This is a genomic window from Cloacibacterium normanense, from assembly GCF_003860565.1.
Lineage (GTDB): Bacteria > Bacteroidota > Bacteroidia > Flavobacteriales > Weeksellaceae > Cloacibacterium > Cloacibacterium normanense.
This window is the reverse complement of sequence record NZ_CP034157.1, coordinates 1983057-2000621: the sequence shown is the minus strand read 5'-3', so window position 1 is coordinate 2000621 and position 17565 is coordinate 1983057. Positions and strand designations below refer to the sequence as shown.

Annotated in this window: 13 protein-coding genes and 1 pseudogene; 11 read left to right on the top strand and 3 right to left on the bottom strand. The window is 33.5% G+C overall.

Annotated features, from left to right (window positions below; all coding sequences use genetic code 11):
- Positions 1-34 precede the first annotated feature (34 nt).
- The 7 genes from EB819_RS09135 (at position 35) to hutH (ending at position 11151) form a co-directional block, all read left to right on the top strand.
- Positions 35-2686, top strand: coding sequence for a 4-alpha-glucanotransferase (locus tag EB819_RS09135; protein WP_069800773.1), 2652 nt, complete (start codon positions 35-37; stop codon positions 2684-2686).
- A gap of 210 nt (positions 2687-2896) precedes the next feature.
- Complete coding sequence (locus EB819_RS09130; RefSeq protein WP_069800775.1) at positions 2897-3826, top strand: hypothetical protein; 930 nt, start codon at positions 2897-2899, stop codon at positions 3824-3826.
- A 259-nt stretch (positions 3827-4085) separates the two neighbouring features.
- Positions 4086-5066: a glycosyltransferase family protein gene (locus tag EB819_RS09125; protein WP_069800776.1), complete on the top strand. Its 981-nt coding sequence runs from the start codon at positions 4086-4088 to the stop codon at positions 5064-5066.
- Between the two features lie 89 nt (positions 5067-5155).
- Positions 5156-5620, top strand: coding sequence for a DUF4890 domain-containing protein (locus tag EB819_RS09120; protein ID WP_124878743.1), 465 nt, complete (start codon positions 5156-5158; stop codon positions 5618-5620).
- Between the two features lie 151 nt (positions 5621-5771).
- Positions 5772-7658: a DUF3858 domain-containing protein gene (locus tag EB819_RS09115; protein ID WP_069800778.1), complete on the top strand. Its 1887-nt coding sequence runs from the start codon at positions 5772-5774 to the stop codon at positions 7656-7658.
- A 2-nt stretch (positions 7659-7660) separates the two neighbouring features.
- Complete coding sequence (locus EB819_RS09110) at positions 7661-9586, top strand: DUF3858 domain-containing protein (protein WP_069800780.1); 1926 nt, start codon at positions 7661-7663, stop codon at positions 9584-9586.
- A 71-nt stretch (positions 9587-9657) separates the two neighbouring features.
- Positions 9658-11151, top strand: a complete 1494-nt coding sequence (hutH, locus tag EB819_RS09105) for a histidine ammonia-lyase (RefSeq protein WP_069800782.1) — start codon at positions 9658-9660, stop codon at positions 11149-11151.
- A 65-nt stretch (positions 11152-11216) separates the two neighbouring features.
- Here the strand turns inward: hutH and ygiD are convergent, their stop codons facing one another.
- Both ygiD and EB819_RS09095 read right to left on the bottom strand, forming a co-directional pair.
- On the bottom strand, positions 11217-12044 hold the full coding sequence (ygiD, locus tag EB819_RS09100; protein ID WP_069800785.1) for a 4,5-DOPA-extradiol-dioxygenase: 828 nt from the start codon (positions 12042-12044) through the stop codon (positions 11217-11219).
- Positions 12045-12108: 64 nt separating this feature from the next.
- On the bottom strand, positions 12109-12618 hold the full coding sequence (locus EB819_RS09095) for a YceI family protein (protein ID WP_069800787.1): 510 nt from the start codon (positions 12616-12618) through the stop codon (positions 12109-12111).
- A 755-nt stretch (positions 12619-13373) separates the two neighbouring features.
- Between EB819_RS09095 and EB819_RS09090 the strand changes: the two genes are divergently transcribed.
- Positions 13374-13871 (top strand): hypothetical protein, encoded by a 498-nt coding sequence (locus EB819_RS09090; protein WP_069800789.1) that lies wholly within the window; start codon positions 13374-13376, stop codon positions 13869-13871.
- Positions 13872-13982: 111 nt separating this feature from the next.
- Here the strand turns inward: EB819_RS09090 and EB819_RS09085 are convergent.
- Positions 13983-14360 (bottom strand): annotated as a pseudogene (locus tag EB819_RS09085) (transposase); the annotation flags it as partial.
- A 181-nt stretch (positions 14361-14541) separates the two neighbouring features.
- On the opposite strand from EB819_RS09085, the gene EB819_RS09080 reads away from it, so the two are divergent.
- From EB819_RS09080 to EB819_RS09070, 3 genes are all read left to right on the top strand, one after another.
- A complete protein-coding gene (locus EB819_RS09080) occupies positions 14542-15051 on the top strand; it encodes a GNAT family N-acetyltransferase (RefSeq protein ID WP_069800792.1) in 510 nt (169 codons plus the stop codon).
- A 20-nt stretch (positions 15052-15071) separates the two neighbouring features.
- The gene (locus tag EB819_RS09075) at positions 15072-16643 is read left to right on the top strand and encodes a Na+/H+ antiporter (RefSeq protein WP_069800794.1); all 1572 of its coding nucleotides are present in this window, start codon (positions 15072-15074) and stop codon (positions 16641-16643) included.
- A 613-nt stretch (positions 16644-17256) separates the two neighbouring features.
- Entirely contained in the window at positions 17257-17550 is a 294-nt protein-coding gene (locus EB819_RS09070) for a putative quinol monooxygenase (RefSeq protein WP_069800796.1), read from the top strand.
- Positions 17551-17565 lie beyond the last annotated feature (15 nt).

Sequence of the window (17565 nt, the reverse complement as noted above, 5' to 3'; positions counted from 1 at the left end):
TTTTTGTAAATTCGTGATTTGAAAAACGAAAAAAATGAAATTATATTTCACTATTAATTATGGAACTGAGTTTGGGCAGAGGTTAGCCATTCAAGTTTCTGAAGGGAAAAATGTGAAAACACATGACCTTCATTTCTCTGATAATAGAAATTGGAAGGGCGAAATCGATTTTTTCTCTAAATCTATAGAATACAAATATTTGGTTCTAGATGCTAATAATCAAATCATTAATGAGGAGATTTGCCATCATCGATTGAATTTTGTGAATAATTTTCAAGAGTATAATATTTACGATGTCTGGAACAATAAAAATTTCCCAGAAAACTATCTCAATAATAAGATTCTTCAAAACAAACTAGGAGATTTCAAAGCAGAGAAAGTTGCCATTCTTAAGAAACATACGCATCATTTCAGAATAGAAGCTCCGCTGTATTCGCCTGATTGGAAGGTTGTGATTCTAGGAAATAATGAAGCTTTGGGTAACTGGAATTATGCTGATGCTCCAAAAATGGCTCAAACATCTGTTGGCGTTTGGGAATTGGCAGTAGATTTAAAAAAACATAAAGAATTTGTACAGTATAAATACGGGATTTTCGACGAGAAAAAAGGTGAATTTATTGCAGTAGAATACGGCGAAAACAGATTGGCTTTCCCGAATCAATATGCAGAAGTTTTGCAAGTTCACGCAGATCATTATTTCAGATTTAATGCCGAACAATTGTACAAAGCAGCGGGAGTTGCCATTCCTGTTTTCAGTTTAAGAAGCGAAAACGGTTTTGGAGTTGGTGAGTTTGCAGATATTAAAAAATTAGCAGATTGGGCACATAAAACCAATCTTTCTATCATTCAGATTTTACCAATTAATGATACTACCGCTAATTACAGTTGGACGGATTCTTATCCTTATGCTGCGATTTCGGTGTATGCATTGCATCCACAGTATTTGAGTTTAGAGAATCTGCAATTTTCAATTCCAGAAGATTTAAAAGTAGAATATAAGCACAAAAAAGATGAATTAAATGCTGAAAAGTTTGTGGATTATGAACAAATGATTTCAGGAAAATGGAAATTCATCAAAGCTGTTTTTGAAGAAAATAAATCTGAAATTCTTAAAGACAAAGATTTCTTAAAATTCTTGAAAGAAAATGCAGATTGGCTGAAACCTTATGCTGCTTTTTGTGTTTTAAGAGACAAAAATAACACTCCGAATTTCAATAATTGGAAAACGCATAAAAAATACGTTGCAGGAAAAATTTCTCAATTTTTTGATGCAAAACATGCCGAATTTGAAGGCGTAATGCTTCATTCTTGGGTGCAATATCAATTGCATTTGCAGTTAAAAGACGCTGTAGATTATACTCACGGTTTGGGAATTTCTCTGAAAGGAGATTTGCCAATCGGTATTTACAGATTTTCTGCTGATGCGTGGACAGAGCCAGAACTTTTCGGGATGGATTTTCAAGCAGGAGCACCACCTGATGAATTCTCTGATTTAGGTCAAAACTGGGAATTCCCAACGTATAATTGGGAAGTAATGAAAGAAAACAATTACGATTGGTGGAAAAAACGCTTTAACGTAATTGCGCGCTATTTTGATGCGATGAGAATAGACCATATTCTAGGATTTTTCAGAATTTGGAGAATGCCAATGACTGCTACACAAGGGATTTTAGGGTATTTTTATCCTGCGGTTCCTGTGACTTTGCAAGAGTTTTCGGCAAGACATATTCCATTTAATTATGATAGATATTGCAGACCTTTTATCAATGACCAAATTCTTTGGGATAATTTCGGTTACGAAAAAGAGGCGATTGCAGAACATTTCTTGTATCAAGAAAATGGAGTGTATCATTTCAAACCAGAATATGATTCGCAAAGAAAATTAGTAGATTATTTTAAAACACATCCTAGAGATTGGATGGAAGAAAAACTGATTTCACTTGCCGCGAATGTGTTATTCTTAACCGAAAATAATGGCGAAGACATTGTTTATCACCCAAGATTTAATATTCAAAAAACGTCTTCCTATCAACATCTTTCTGATTGGGAAAAGAATGCATTACATGAATTGTATATCGATTATTTCTTCAGAAGACAAGACGGACTTTGGCATGAAAAAGCCATGGAAAAATTACCTATGTTGCTTTCTGCAACAGATATGTTAATTTGTGGCGAAGATTTAGGTTTGGTTCCAGATTGTGTTCCTGGTGTGATGGATGCTTTAGGAATTACAGCATTAAAAGTTCAGCGTTCGCCAAAAGAAGATGTTCCATATTATAATCCTCAAAATGCAGGTTATATGAATGTAGTTACAGCTTCTTCTCACGACAGTTCTACATTAAGACAATGGTGGAAAGAAAACAGAGAACTTACACAAAATTATTATAATAATCAGCTTAATCAATACGGAACTGCGCCTTCGGAACTTCTTCCAGAATTGGCAGAGATTATTATGAAACAGCATTTGCATTCTCAAGCGATGTTAGCGATTTTCCCAATTCAAGAGTATTTTGCTACAGATTATGAAATTGTAAATCCTTATGCAGATGACGAGAGAATCAATAATCCAGCGGTTTTCCCTCATTATTGGAGATACAGAATGCATATTGCACTAGAAGATTTATTACAAAAAGAACATTTTAATGATAAAATTGCACAGTTTGTAAGTGAATCAAACAGACAATAATTAAGATTAAAATTCCTTAGTTACACAATAAAAAAGTTAAAATCGAGTTTAGATTTTAACTTTTTTTATTTTTCTACATCAAATTCTTAGTTAGTAAATATGGCTTAAATTCTACATTTTTAAAAAGATACAACCTATCGTTATCAAAAAAATAGAAAGTTTGGCACGTATTTTTAATAATGCATAATAGAACCTTAAATAACTAAGAAGATGAAATCTATATTCACAAAATTATTCCTCGTTTCTGCGTTATCAGTTATAGGAATTTCATACGCACAATATTATCCTAATGATGATTATGGCAACAATTATGGCTATGAATATTATTATGATGATTACAATTATCCAGACGAATATTATTATGAATATCCTAATGATTATTACACCAATGATTTATATAGAGGATATTATAATGATTACAGGAACACGATTATCAGCATCAATTGGGACAGATTTTTCGTAGAATTCAGGCTTTCTCCTTATCAAATAAGAGAAATAAGAATTTTGAACTCACGTTTCTCTAATTACGGAAACTGGCACAGATATTACAGATATAATCCTAACAGATGGTATTATGACAGATTTATTGCATTAGAAAGAATTTTAGGTCCTAGAATTTACGTAGTGTATTATCAAAGATATTATCGAAACTATAATCCGATTGTTTATTATCAAAATTATAGAGTAAAACATTATAGACCAACGGTTTATGTGACTCCTAGATATAGAAATGTAGATGTAAGAACATTTAAAAATGATGCTTACAGAACAGGAGGTTTCAGAAATAATGATAGAGCGTATAATGATAATAGAAACTTCGAGAAATCTAGAGAAAATTCAGGTTTTAGATCAGGTTCATCTGAGGAAAGACCTAGAGATAATGGAGGTTTTAGAAGTTCAGATTCTAGAAATGATAATGACAGAAACTACGGGAACCAAAATCAACAACCATCTAGAAATGAAGGCTTCAGAAGCGTTTATCCTCAAAGAAGTGAAAACCAAAACAGAGGAAATGACGCAGTAAGAAGCGGTGGTTTTAGAAATCAAGGCCAAGAAAACAAGGCTTCAGAAAATCGTTCTTCAGGAAATGGAAGAGGAAATGGTAACGGAAACGGAAATAGAGGTGGCGGATTTAGATAGAAACATCATACTTTACATACCAATATTTTGATTTTTTAATTGAGGAACGATTCTATTGTTCCTCATTTTTTATGATAAAAAACATAAACCAATTTTTAGGCACGAGATTTGATTATGTTAAATAAGAGAAGTAATTCTTCATATCAAATTAATTTTTTACATTCACACAAAAGCGGAACTTTAGTTTCGCTTTTTTTATTTAACATTAAATTTATTTAAACTTGAGTTTTGAGAAAATTTTTGTTCTAACTTCGTAGTTATGAAAATTTTATATGCGATTCAAGGAACAGGAAACGGACATGTTTCCAGAGCTAGAGAAATTATTCCCATTCTTAAAAAATATGGCGAACTAGATATTCTCATCAGTGGAACTCAAGCCGATGTAAATCTAGATGAAGAAATAAAATATCAGTTCAAAGGTTTCGGGTTTGATTTCGGAACCAAGGGTGGAATAGATTATAGAGGCAGTTTCCGAAAAGCAGATTTTTCACAATTAATAAAAGATATTAGAAATCTCCCTGTGAAAGATTATGATTTGGTGATTAATGATTTTGAACCTATTACCGCTTGGGCTTGTAAACTGAGAGGGAAAAAATCGGTTGCGCTGAGTCATCAATCAGCATTTTTGTCTCCTAAAACGCCTATTATTTCTGGAATTCATTTGGGTGAAATCATTCTCAAAAATTATGCTCCAGCTACTGATAAAGTGGGTTTTCATTTCGAGCGATATGATGATTTTATCAGGACTCCTGTGATTCGTTCGGAAATAAGGAATTTAAAACCAGAAAATTTAGGACATTACACGGTTTATCTTCCTGCGTATTCAGATGAATTTATTTTGAAAAAATTGTCAAAACATCCAGGCCAAAAGTTTCAAGTTTTTTCTAAACATACTCGCGAAGATTATTCTCAAGAAAATGTAGAAGTCTATAAGGTGAATAATGAAAAATTTAATCAATCTTTAGCAAAATCCGAAGGATTATTAACGGGTGGCGGTTTTGAAGGTCCTGCAGAAGCTTTATTCTTGGGCAAAAAACTTCTGTGTGTGCCTATGTTTCATCAGTATGAACAGCAATGCAATGCTTTGGCTGCCGAAAAAATAGGAGCAACTGTGATTTGGAGTGAAAAAGAATTTGACCAAAAATTAAATCATTGGCTCAAAAATGCAGAACCCATTCAAGTCAATTTTCCTGATGAAACAGAAGAAGTCATTAAAAACCTTATTGAAAAATACAGTTAAGTTTTTTTAACAAAATTTTAGCTTTTCAGCATTTAACCTTGGTAAGGTTTTGTCATCAAAAAGATAATTAACCAAATAATTACAAAAAAATGACAAAGAAAATGATTTTAAGTGCAGCCATTTTTGGTGCAGTATTCATGTTCGGACAAGAGAGACAAAAACTTACGCCAGAACAAAGAGAAGCTAAAAAAGCCGAAATGGTTCAGAAAGCGAAAGAAAGACAACAAGCTCATTTAGAAAAGATGACCACAGAACTTAATCTTTCTAAAAAGCAAGTGGAACAAATAAAAGCTTTGCAAGAAAAAAATAATGCAGAAAGAGAAGCGAATAGAGCAAAAATGGAAGAAATGAGAAAGCAAAGACAACAAGAAATGCAAGCGAAAAGAGATGCTCATGATGCAGAAATGAAAAAAATCCTTTCGCCTGAACAATATGATAAATGGCAAAAACAAAGATTAGAAAACATGCAGAAACAAAGAGACGCATGGAAAAATAAAGCCATGAGAAAAGGAGGGAAACAAGGCGGAATGAAATCACAAAATACTCCTCAATAAAACACAAACTTCATAAACTTTTTATTTTAATTTTTAATTCACACAGCGAGAAAATTCTTTCTCGCTTTTTTTGTGATTTTTATCAAGTTCTTAAAGGTTTGTTTAATAAAAGTTTTTTTATAAATTTAGCAAAAACTATCAAAACCATTTTATGAACAAGCTTTTATCTTTTATCTTTCTTGTTTTCAGTGCTTTCTTGTTTTCTCAAAATTATGCGGTTTCTGCGATTCCAGAAAATTTACTTCATAAAGCCAATGCTGTAGTAAGAAATGATGAAACTACTATTGATATTAATGCCATAGATAATATGGTGCAGACTTACAATAAAACCATTACCATACTGAATAAATCTGGTGAAAATTTTTCGAGTATTCGTATTCCTTATGATAAAAGTGTTTCGGTAAGCAATATAAAAGTGTCTATTTTAGACCAAAACGGAAAAGTAATTAAGAAATACTCTAAAAGCGATTTTATAGATGCTAGTCATAGTCCTAGTTTTTCTTTTTATGATGATAGTAGAATTTTGTTTCTAAATTACATGTCAATTTCTTATCCGTATTCTATACAGTATTCTTATACCACAGAGACAAGAAATACAGTATTTATGCCAGATTTTTTCCCAATCGATGGCTATAATATTTCTACAGAAAAAACGAGTTTAGCGATTAATAATAAATCTGGAATCAGATTAAGAACAAAGGTTCATGAAGCAGATTTCGCGAAAATTTCATTTACAGAAAATGGGCAAAAATATTTTTACAGTTTTTCTAATGTTCCAGCAGTAGAAGATGAACCACGCTCACCTAGTTTAATAGATTTTTTACCAAAAGCAGAGTTTTCGTTAGATCAATTTTCCTTAGAAGGGAAAAAAGGAAACCTTACTCAGTGGAATGAATTTGGGAATTGGTATTACCAAAATCTAATCAACCCTGTTTCAGAAATTACACCTGCGCTTCAAGCAGAAGTTGCAGCACTTAATCTTACAGGAAGTACACATGATAAGGTGAAAAAACTTTTCCAATACATGCAGAGCAAAACCAGATATGTTTTGGTAGCAATAGGAATTGGTGGTTGGAAACCTATGTTGGTAGAAGATGTTAGAAAAAAAGGTTATGGTGATTGTAAAGCATTAACCAATTACATGAGAACCTTATTACAAGCTGCAGGAATTAAATCTTATTACTGTATTATCACAGATGATCGTTCTCCGATAAAATTTTCTGAAGATTTTCCAAAAATGTTTGGAAATCATGCTATTCTAATGGTTCCTACAGAAAAAGGAAACATTTGGTTAGAAAATACTTCACAAGAAATTGCTTTTAATCATTTGAATTATACTTCTTTAGATAGAAATGTGATGGCCATTTCTGAGAACGAAATTAAGTTAATCAATACGCCTACATATAAACCAGAAGAAAGCAGTGAAATTCTAAATGCTGCGGTTCAACTAAATCCAGATAATAGCATAAATGTGGATGCTAAATTTAGATTTTCTGGGGCGCAATATGATTTCCAGATGCCACTTACTTCCTTAAACAAAGATGAGGTAAAGGAAGCGCTTAAAGAAAGATTTTATTACCTTAATATGGAAAATCTGGAGGCTAATAATGTGACTAATAATAGAGATGAAGCGCTGATAAATTATGAAGTGAAGTTGCAAGCGAAAAATTATTCTAAAAAATTAGGAAACGACATCATTTTAAGAGTAATGCCGTTCTTAGATCTTATGCAAACGACCAGTCATGAAGACAGAAAATTACCATTAGAAGTCTATTTTTCTTATCAAGATACTTACAATTTTTCCCTAGAAATTCCAGAAGGATATAAGTTAGCAGAAGTTCCAAAATCTGTACAGTTAAATTCAGAGTTTGGCAGCTATTCTCTCCAATTTTCTATGGAAAATGGCAAATTGGTTACTCAACGAAAAATTACGATTCTGAAAAATATTTATCCTAAAGAAAAATTTAAAGAATATATAGAATTCAGAAAAAAAACCAATAACCTAGATAATACTAAAATTCTTTTAACTAAAATATAACCATGAAGACTAAAATTTTTACTGTTTTTTTATTCTCTATTTCTGTGTTTGTGTTTTCGCAGCACAAGTTTATGAAATATCCAGAGTTCAATAAAAATGAACTTTCTAAAACAAAATCTACTATCAAAGAAGATGCTCCCGCAGAAATTTTATACAGCTCTATTAGTAATTTGATTATTAATGGACAATTAGAAACTAAAGTCTTTAAAAGAATTAAAATTTACAATAAAGAAAAATCTTCTCAGTATTTAGATGTAGAAATACCTTTATATGAAGGAAATGGAGAAAAAGAATATGTTTCTGGACTGAAAGCGGTAACATATAACTTAGACAATGATAAAGTCATTACTTCTAAAGTAGAAAAAGATGCAAAATTTAAGTCTAAGGAACAAAAAAATCAATTCATCCAGAAATTTACATTTCCTAATGTAAAAGATGGTTCTATTATAGAATATCAATATCAAGTAAATACGCCTTTTCTACAATTGTTAGACAAAACTTACTTAGAGTTTGATATTCCCGTTATTTATGAAGAATATGTTTTTGATTTTCCTAAGTTTTTTGGCTACAATTATAATTTTCAAGGAGGATTAATGCCAAAATATAAAGAAGATCAAGCTCAAATGATGTATGGTCAAGATTACTACAGTTTGAGACTAGGTTTTGAAAATGTACCGCCTTTTAAAGCCGAAAATTTCATGAAAAATGAAAGAAATTATATTACCAGTGTAAGGCCAGAATTGAATTCTACTAATTTTAATAATACATTTAAATCTTACGCTACAACTTGGGATGATGTGAGAGATAAATTAAAAGAGTATGATGATTTTGGTGGACAATTAAGTAAAAAATCTTTGGCAAGAAATGTTCTTTCACAAGATATTTTAAGCATGACTTTGCCAAAAGAAAAAGCCAATAAAATTCTGAAATTTGTGCAATCAACTTATACGTGGGACGGAAATGTTGGGTTATTTACAGGAGATGGTATAAAAAGCTTAATAGATTCTAAAATAGGAAATAGTGCAGAGATTAATCTTTATTTAATTATGCTGATGAGAGAAGCTGGGCTTAATGTAAGTCCAATGATTATGAATACTGTAAATAGAGGAATTTTGAATATTGCATTTCCTACAATTGGTGCTCCTAATTATGTAGTAGCTTGTTTAGAAGATAATGGTAATTACTATTTGTTTGATGCAACTTCTAAATTTTCTTTGCCTAATCTATTGCCACCAAGAGCTTATAACTATAACGCTATTCTGTTAAAAGATAAAAAAGCGGAAATTCTACAAATTAATAATTTCATCGAAAGTAAAACTTATCTTAATGTAGATGCTAAACTGAATGAAGATACTACTTTTGAAGGCAACTTTAAAGATAGAGATACTAAAACTTTTGCGATTCTTGCCTATGATGAATATGTAGACAATAAACAAGACTACGAGAAAAAGTACAAAGAAAGATACACCTTTAATTTTAATAATTATAAATCAGAAGTAGTAAATGATAATGAGTTTCAGACCAGTTTTGATTTCAATACAGACGGTTTTGTAGATGGAGTTGGGGGTAAATTAATTTTCAATCCACTGCTATTTTTATACCGCCAAAACCACGAATTTAATCAAACCGAAGAAAGAAAATATCCTATAGAGTTTCTTTCTCCTTATGAAACGGTAAAAAAAGTAACCATCACTATTCCAGATAACTATAAATTTGAAAATCTTCCGAAGTCTAAGAAATTCAAAACCGAAGATGAAGGGATTGTTTATTCTTATCTAGTGAGCACTGAAGGGAACAAAATCACTGTAGAAACCTCAGTTAAAATAGACTCGGATAATTTTCCTAAAGAATATTACCCTGCATTTAAGCAGATTTTTGATGCCATTACACAACTCGAAGGTCAGCTGGTAACATTGGTAAAAAAATAAACAAAAAGCGAGATTTTTTCTCGCTTTTTTCTTTGCAATGATTTGTGTAATTTTAGGCAAAATATTTTAAAATGTTAATTTACGGAGTAGACCACTTTACTTACCAAGATGTCATCAATATTATCAATGGCAAGCAAAAAGCAAATTTGGATAAAAAATCAAAATCCCAAATCCAGAATTCTTACCAAAATGTACAGAAGATTGTAAAATCAGATAAAACCGTTTATGGGATTAATACCGGTTTTGGTCCGCTCTGTGACGTGAAAATTTCCGAAGAAGAAACCGCACAGTTACAAGAGAATCTTATCATTTCACATTCTGTAGGAGTAGGAAAACCAATTGCTAAAGAACTTTCAAAAATTATGATGGTGTGTAAAATTCACGCTTTGTCAAAAGGATTTTCGGGGATTTCTTTAGACGTTGTAGAACGATTGATGCTCATGCTAGAAAAAGACATTATTCCTGTAGTTCCGGAGCAAGGTTCAGTTGGCGCAAGTGGAGATTTAGCGCCGCTTTCTCATTTGGTTTTACCACTTTTAGGTTTAGGAAAAGTTTGGGAAGGCGAAAATACAGTAGAAACTGCCCAAGTTTTAGGAAAACATCAATTACAACCTCTAAAATTACAAGCCAAAGAAGGTTTAGCATTGATCAATGGAACTCAATTTATTCTGGCACATGCAATTTTAGGATTAGATAAATTTAAATATTTATTAGATTTAGCAGATGTAGCTGCAGCTTTTTCTATAGAAGCATATCAAGGTTCTGCAAGTCCTTTTAAGAAAGAATTACACGAAATTAGAGCGTACAAAGGAAGTCAATTGGTGGCGAAAAGAATGACCAAACTGCTCAAAAATTCTGAAAATTTAAACTACCACGAAAATTGCGGTAGAGTTCAAGACCCGTATTCTATGCGTTGTGTTCCGCAAGTTCACGGTGCGAGTAGAAATGCTTATGAACATTTAAAACAAATGGCAGAAACAGAACTGAATTCTGTAACGGATAACCCGATTGTAATTTCTGATGAAGAAGCCATTTCTGGAGGAAATTTTCATGGTCAATTAATGGCTTTACCCATTGATTATGCAACTTTAGCAGCTGCAGAATTAGGGAATATTTCAGACAGAAGAAGTTATCTTTTACTCGAAGGAAAATATGGTTTGCCAAAATTATTGATTGAAAGTTCTGGATTGAATTCTGGATTTATGATTCCGCAATATACTACTGCAGCATTGGTTACCGAAAACAAAACGCTTTGTTTCCCAGCTTCGGCAGATTCTGTTCCTACAAGTCTCGGACAAGAAGACCATGTTTCTATGGGAAGTATATCAGGAAGAAAATTCAATCAAGTTTTAGGAAATTTAGAAAATATTTTAGCAATAGAATTGATGTTTGCAGCGCAAGGTTTAGAGTTCCGTAGGCCGCTGAAATCTTCTAAAATCATTGAAGAAAACTACGAAATCATTCGAGCTAAAGTGAAAAAACTAGAAAACGACAGATTAATTGGCGAAGATATTCTCACCATTGCAGAAATGGTGAAAAATAGAGCATTTAAAGTGGAGGTTTAAGTCGCTATTAAAATAAACCCCACCAAACTTAACTTTGGTGGGGTTTTTATTTCACTCAATTTGTTTTAGTCTATGTAAACACTCGTCATACTTAGACTTCCACCGATGAGTTCGTCGTTAAAAAGTGATATATTGTCGCTTTTTTCTTTCAAACCAAGCGTGTAAATCAGCGGTAAATAATGATCAGGTGTAGGAATTGCATTTTGTAAAGCTGCACCTTGTTTTTCAAAATGAATTAAATTCTGAAAATTTCCATCGAGAATCCATTCATTCGTTTTAGCTCTAGCTTCTATTGCCCAATCCCAACCAGCGCCAACCGTATTGATGTTCTTCCAGTCAATCATTCTCAGGTTGTGAACTATGTTTCCGCTTCCGATAATAAGAATGCCTTTTTCTCTTAATTTTTGTAATTTTTTAGCCAAATCAAAATGATATTGAGCAGGCTGAGTATAATCTATACTCATTTGAATTACAGGAATATTTGCTGCGGGATACAAATGTTTTATCACGCTCCAAGCTCCATGATCTAGTCCCCAACTATCGGTTTCTATAACTGAAGTGGGCGCCAAAAGTTCTGCTGTTTCTTTCGCCAATTCAGGATTTCCTTTTGCAGGATATTCTACCTCGAAAAGTTCTTGCGGGAATCCATAAAAATCATGAATCGTTTTCTGCATTTCTCCCGAAGTAACATAAGTTCCTTTGGTGTACCAATGTGCAGAAATACACAAAATAGCATTGGGAGTAGGAATTTTTTTAGAAATTTCTCTAAATCCTCTCACAAATTGGTTTTCTTCTATTGCACTCATCGGCGAACCATGTCCTAAAAATAGAACCGGCATTTTTTCGCTTTTTGGCAATTGTTCAGAAATGTATTCTAATACGTTGATGTTCATCTTGATTAAAAATTGATGCAGAATACTTTAGAGCATTCTGCATCTTTCATCATTTGTGTTTTTATTATGCTTTTACGAATTGTAATTCTCCAGCGATTTTTACTTCATCGCTTACTAAAACACCGCCAGTTTCCAAGGCTGCATTCCAGTTTAGACCGAAATCACTTCTTTTAATTTTTCCTTCAAAAGTAAATCCAGCTTTAGTATTTCCCCAAGGATCTTGGTTGATTCCACCAAATTCCACTTCTAATTGTACTGGTTTAGTAACTCCGTTAATAGTTAAATGTCCTGTTACATCATCAGCTAAAGAAGCACTTTCGAAAGTAATCGTTGGGTTTTGTTCTACGTTAAAGAAATCTGCACTTTTCAAGTGAGTATCTCTATCTGCGTTATTTGTGTCAATAGAATCTGTTTGGATAGTCGCGCTTACTTTTGCGTTTTTGAAAGTATCATCTTCTGCTTCTACTTCTGCAGTAAAAGTATTGAAAGCTCCTTTTACGTTAGAAATCATCATGTGTCTTACTTTGAAGGTAATTTCACTGTGCGTAGTGTCTAAATTCCATTTTGTTGCCATAATATTTTGTATTTTAGTTATTTATTATGGTGCAAATGTACAGCGCACAGAATCCTAGATGCATTGATGTAAGATAAGAAATGATTTTTTTAATACATTTACCATTGATTTGAAAAGATTGATAATCTGTAATGTGCGTATTGTAATGTTTTCAATAACTATTCCACAGCATTTATTTCAGGAAGTAAACAGGTAACGCAAGTGTTATTTCGTGTCTGAAAAAAAATAGGGTAGCTTGTTTTTATTTTACTTTTCGTTGGTATTTATTTCATCTGTTTTTTGTCTTTTTTTAGACATTTGTTCGAATCAGGTTCGAATCAAGTTCGAATCAGCTTCGGAAAAAGGGTACTTTTTGCGAACAAAACTCGAGTTTGACTGCCACTTGATTCAACTCAAACCCTTATTTGTTTTCTTCAAAATGTGCGTCGACCTAAAATAACTATACAACCGTTTATTTATAATTTAAATTACTCATTTTGAGTAGATTATAAAAATGGAAAGCAATAAATTCTAAAAATCTCTATACGAAATGTGAAACAAAATATACACAAAAAACACTGAATGTATAGCATGTAGGTAAAATTTACCAAAAAAATAGCTCTTTCACAAAACTTTCGTATATTTGAGTGTTGGCAGAAATTTTATACAAACTCGGTGCTGAAAACCAAAATCTTAAATTCTGACAATAGTCGGAATTGCCGAAACAGCGACTTGAAAAAAACTGAAAGTAAGCAATTTAACATCTAAAATTTTTTATGAAAAACACAAATTTATTTTTTGCAGTATTAGCTTTTTCAACACTTATTTCATGCGGTTCTTGGGTAAGAATCGGAGATTTAACTTCTATTAGTAACAGAAATTTGGACGATAGTAAAAAATACGTCCTTTTAAACCGAGAAGTCGAAGGAATTGCAGATGCTGATTCCGATGCTTTGGAAAATGCAATTGACGATTTAACAAAAAAATATGAAGGTGAATTTATTCGCAATGCAAAAATTTATGTAAAAGATAACGGAAAAAAAGTGAAAGTTATTGGTGATGTTTGGGGAATACAAAATGCAATGGTAGCTGTTAATACTTCTGCAAATGCGGAAATTAAACTTGAAGTTGGAGACTCTGTTGTTTTTAAAAGAAAAGGAGAAATTGTTGACGGAAAAATTATCGGAATAAATTCTAATGTCTTGATTGTGGAATATGGAAAAGGTAAAAAAATTGAACTGAAATTTGACGAAGTCACAAAAACCAATAAATAAAAAAACTTCTGCCAACAAGGATAGCTGTTGCACAACTCCTTTTTTTAGAAAATAGTTTTCAAAAACATATATTTTGACCTCTTTAGAAGCAATTTTAGAGAGGTTTATTTTTTAATTAAGATTCAAAATCATAAAATTTGGTGTGCTTAAAATTGAGTTATTGATGCTTGGGAAGACTGATTTTACAAAAGCAAAGTTCTTCCATTGTTTTAGAGATAGAACCTGAGCTTTAACACTTGGTTTTTTGATGGTAAAGCGCAAGTATTTTTTCAAGTTATAGGTTAAACTTGCCATCAGTACATGTTTGTTTGCGTTTTTGATGCCTCTTGTGTTTACTCTTTTCATGTTCGTAAAGTTGACCAAGGTTCCTATTACGGGTTCTACCGTTTTACTTCGTACTTTTACCATTTTCTTGGCATAGGTTGCATTCTGTGTGAGCGTTTGATGCATGCGGTCGTAATGTTCTTTGTGGATGCTGTCGTCTATTTTGGGAGAGGTGAACTGATTTTAGAAGAACGTGAACGATTAAAGAAAATGGCAATTATAAACCGTAGAAATGAGCACCAAAAATCAAAATTAACAACAAATCAAAAAAATCTTTTATCTTTGAATTATTAACTAAATACCTCTTAAAAAAAAGTCCAATTTAGTTTGAAGACGTACATAATTAATGATATCAGAAATAAAATTCAGAAAGGCAACGCAGGACGACTCCGATAAAATCTGGAAAATTCTCCAACAGGCCATCGAAAGACGCAGGCTGGACAACTCCCAACAGTGGCAAAACGGATATCCAAATCCCGAAACCGTACATTCAGATATTGAAAAGCAAATCGGCTATGTTCTTGAGGAAAATGATAATGTTGTCGTCTACAGTGCCGTGATTTTGAACGATGAACCGGCTTATGAAAATATTGAGGGAAAATGGCTTTCGGACGGGGATTTCAATGTGGTAAACCGATTAGCAGTCTCTGATGAAGTTGCAGGAAAAGGGTACGCCACAGAGATTTTCCGAAGGATTGAAGATCTCTCTCGCCAAAACGGAATTTTCAGCGTAAAAGTGGACACGAATTTTGATAACGCAGCCATGCTTCACATACTCAAAAAACTAGACTATACTTATTGCGGCGAGGTTTACCTGGCAGGCGGTGAAAGAAAAGCTTTCGAGAAACTTCTTTAATCTTAAAATCTAAAAACTAAATGCTTGAGAACCTCACATTTTACCTGATCCTGGTGATCATCACCGTGTTGCTGGTGATGCTCGCCAAAAAAATAAAAGTTGCATATCCGGTTTTGCTGGTCCTGGCCGGTCTGGGCATCAGTTTCATTCCCGGCACGCCCAAAATTCATATAGAACCTGAACTGATATTTTTTATATTCCTGCCGCCACTTTTGTATGAAGCTGCCTGGGCGACTTCGTGGAAAGAATTGTGGCGCTGGCGTAGGATTGTGGTCAGTTTTGCTTTCGTGGTGGTGTTTATTACCTCTTTGGTAGTAGCTTTTGTCGCCAATCATTTTATTCCTGGATTTTCGCTGGCGCTGGGATTTCTTTTGGGTGGAATAGTTTCGCCGCCAGATGCCGTAAGTGCTGGAGCGATTTTGAAATTTGTAAAAATTCCGAAACGGTATTCTTCGATTCTTGAAGGTGAAAGTTTGCTGAACGATGCTTCATCATTGATTATTTTCCGCTTTGCAATGATTGCCGTTGCGACAGGACAATTCATCTGGCATGAAGCTGCCCTTAGTTTCCTGTGGATGTGTATCGGTGGTGCTGGAATCGGAATCCTTATAGGGATTTTCTTTATGAAGATGCACCGCTTGTTGCCAACTGACGCCAATATCGATATCGTCCTCACACTCGTGACGCCGTTCCTCATGTATCTTGTGGCGGAAGAGCTTCACGCTTCCGGTGTTTTGGCTGTAGTTAGTGGTGGTTTGTTGCTTTCCAACAGAAGTCATTCGTTTCTGGCTACTTCATCGCGTTTAGGGACGCTAAATGTCTGGAGCAGTTTGGTTTTTTTGCTGAATGGTATTGTTTTTATGATGATTGGGCTCGACCTTCCGCAGATTGTTTCAGGGCTTGAAACAGACTTGTTCACAGCATTCGGTTATGGCGTTTTGATTACAGTTATTCTGATGATAACAAGAGTCGTTGCGGCTTATGGCGCCGTATTCACCACGATGATTATGCGTAATTTCATCACTGTTGCCGACCGACAAAATCCAGGCTGGAAAGGACCTGCTTTAATCGGTTGGACGGGAATGCGCGGCGTAGTTTCACTGGCTGCTGCACTTTCTATTCCGCTGACTTTGCAGGATGGAACACCCTTTCCGCACAGGAACTTGATTTTATTTATCACTTTCGTGGTCATTCTGCTCACTTTGGTGGTTCAGGGATTGACGTTGCCTTTTCTCATCAAAAAATTTAAAATTCCGGATCCTGATTTTACCCGCTCGGAAAAGGAAATCGATTATGAAATCCGGAACGAACTTGCAAAAATAGGAGTGAAGAGAATCTGGGATACCCATTTTGAAAAACTTGAAAAATTCCCGGCGTTACAGGATCAATTGCAAATCTGGGAAAATCGTGTCAACAGTTCGGAAGTAATTCTGAATTTTCCGGAATACCGTGAAATTTACCTGGATATCATCAACCAGCAGCGCGAATGGCTGATCTCCAAAAACCGTGAGGAAATTCTGCTGGATGAAGAAATTATACGTAAACATTTAAAAATGCTCGATTTACAGGAGGAAAAACTGGGAATGCATTAAATTTCTAAAACAATGCACTTTGTTGACGTGTAGCGTTATTCTTTTGTGCTAAAGGATATTACACGTGAATTTTCTTCAAGGCGGTTTTGTTCAATCGTATTTCTGAATCGCCTTGAGCCGAAGGGTAAAATAAATAATTGTAAATGGCACTTGCTTTTGTTCCGATACGATTTACACGCCCTATTCATTGTATCAGTTTGGTAGAGTTCCAAGGTGTGTCGTAGTGTATAATTACGTTGTGCCCAAAGCATAACCAACCCAAAATATAATATTCGCTATCACGAAATAAACTTATTCATTTTTAAAATATCCCTTTCCTATTTCTTTTGGTTTAGCATTTATTGGAATAATCTTACTATTATCATCAAATATTTTAGAGAGTATTGAGAAAAATTCTAAAAAAATAAGATTATTAGACGGATTTTTAGTTGGTGGGATGAAATATTTTATGATGAACAAATTTTAATGGGAGAGCACATTAGAAAATTTGCTGATTTTCAATGATCAACATTAACGTTATTTAACATCTTTTGTGTTTTTAGTTTGATAAGGAAAACTTATTTTTGTTATAAAGAGTTGAAGAACACTCTTAATAACATTAAAATTTTAAATTATGGAAAAGTTTGCAATATTAGCTAGAGTAGAAGCAAAACCGGGTAAAGAAAATGACGTATTGGAATTCCTAAAGTCAGCTTTACCGCTTGCGGAAGGTGAGCCAGGAACCATAAGATGGTATGCTTTACAAATCGGCCCTTCTACTTTTGGTATATTCGATACGTTCGGAACTACAGATGCAAGAGATGCTCACTTGAATGGTGAGATTGCAAAAGCTTTAATGGCCAATGCTTCTGAATTACTTGCGAAAGATCCTGTACTTGAAATGGTAGATCTACTTGCGGTAAAATAAGCAATCGAACACAAA

What these genes read in the sequence shown, in the direction of transcription:
- EB819_RS09135 (WP_069800773.1), top strand. Translation starts at nt 35, where the DNA reads ATGAAATTATATTTCACTATTAATTATGGAACTGAGTTTGGGCAGAGG.
- EB819_RS09130 (WP_069800775.1), top strand. Translation starts at nt 2,897, where the DNA reads ATGAAATCTATATTCACAAAATTATTCCTCGTTTCTGCGTTATCAGTT.
- EB819_RS09075 (WP_069800794.1), top strand. Translation starts at nt 15,072, where the DNA reads ATGCTTGAGAACCTCACATTTTACCTGATCCTGGTGATCATCACCGTG.
- EB819_RS09095 (WP_069800787.1), bottom strand. Translation starts at nt 12,618, where the DNA reads ATGGCAACAAAATGGAATTTAGACACTACGCACAGTGAAATTACCTTC.
- ygiD (WP_069800785.1), bottom strand. Translation starts at nt 12,044, where the DNA reads ATGAACATCAACGTATTAGAATACATTTCTGAACAATTGCCAAAAAGC.
- EB819_RS09125 (WP_069800776.1), top strand. Translation starts at nt 4,086, where the DNA reads ATGAAAATTTTATATGCGATTCAAGGAACAGGAAACGGACATGTTTCC.
- EB819_RS09070 (WP_069800796.1), top strand. Translation starts at nt 17,257, where the DNA reads ATGGAAAAGTTTGCAATATTAGCTAGAGTAGAAGCAAAACCGGGTAAA.
- hutH (WP_069800782.1), top strand. Translation starts at nt 9,658, where the DNA reads ATGTTAATTTACGGAGTAGACCACTTTACTTACCAAGATGTCATCAAT.
- EB819_RS09110 (WP_069800780.1), top strand. Translation starts at nt 7,661, where the DNA reads ATGAAGACTAAAATTTTTACTGTTTTTTTATTCTCTATTTCTGTGTTT.
- EB819_RS09120 (WP_124878743.1), top strand. Translation starts at nt 5,156, where the DNA reads ATGACAAAGAAAATGATTTTAAGTGCAGCCATTTTTGGTGCAGTATTC.
- EB819_RS09115 (WP_069800778.1), top strand. Translation starts at nt 5,772, where the DNA reads ATGAACAAGCTTTTATCTTTTATCTTTCTTGTTTTCAGTGCTTTCTTG.
- EB819_RS09080 (WP_069800792.1), top strand. Translation starts at nt 14,542, where the DNA reads ATGATATCAGAAATAAAATTCAGAAAGGCAACGCAGGACGACTCCGAT.
- EB819_RS09090 (WP_069800789.1), top strand. Translation starts at nt 13,374, where the DNA reads ATGAAAAACACAAATTTATTTTTTGCAGTATTAGCTTTTTCAACACTT.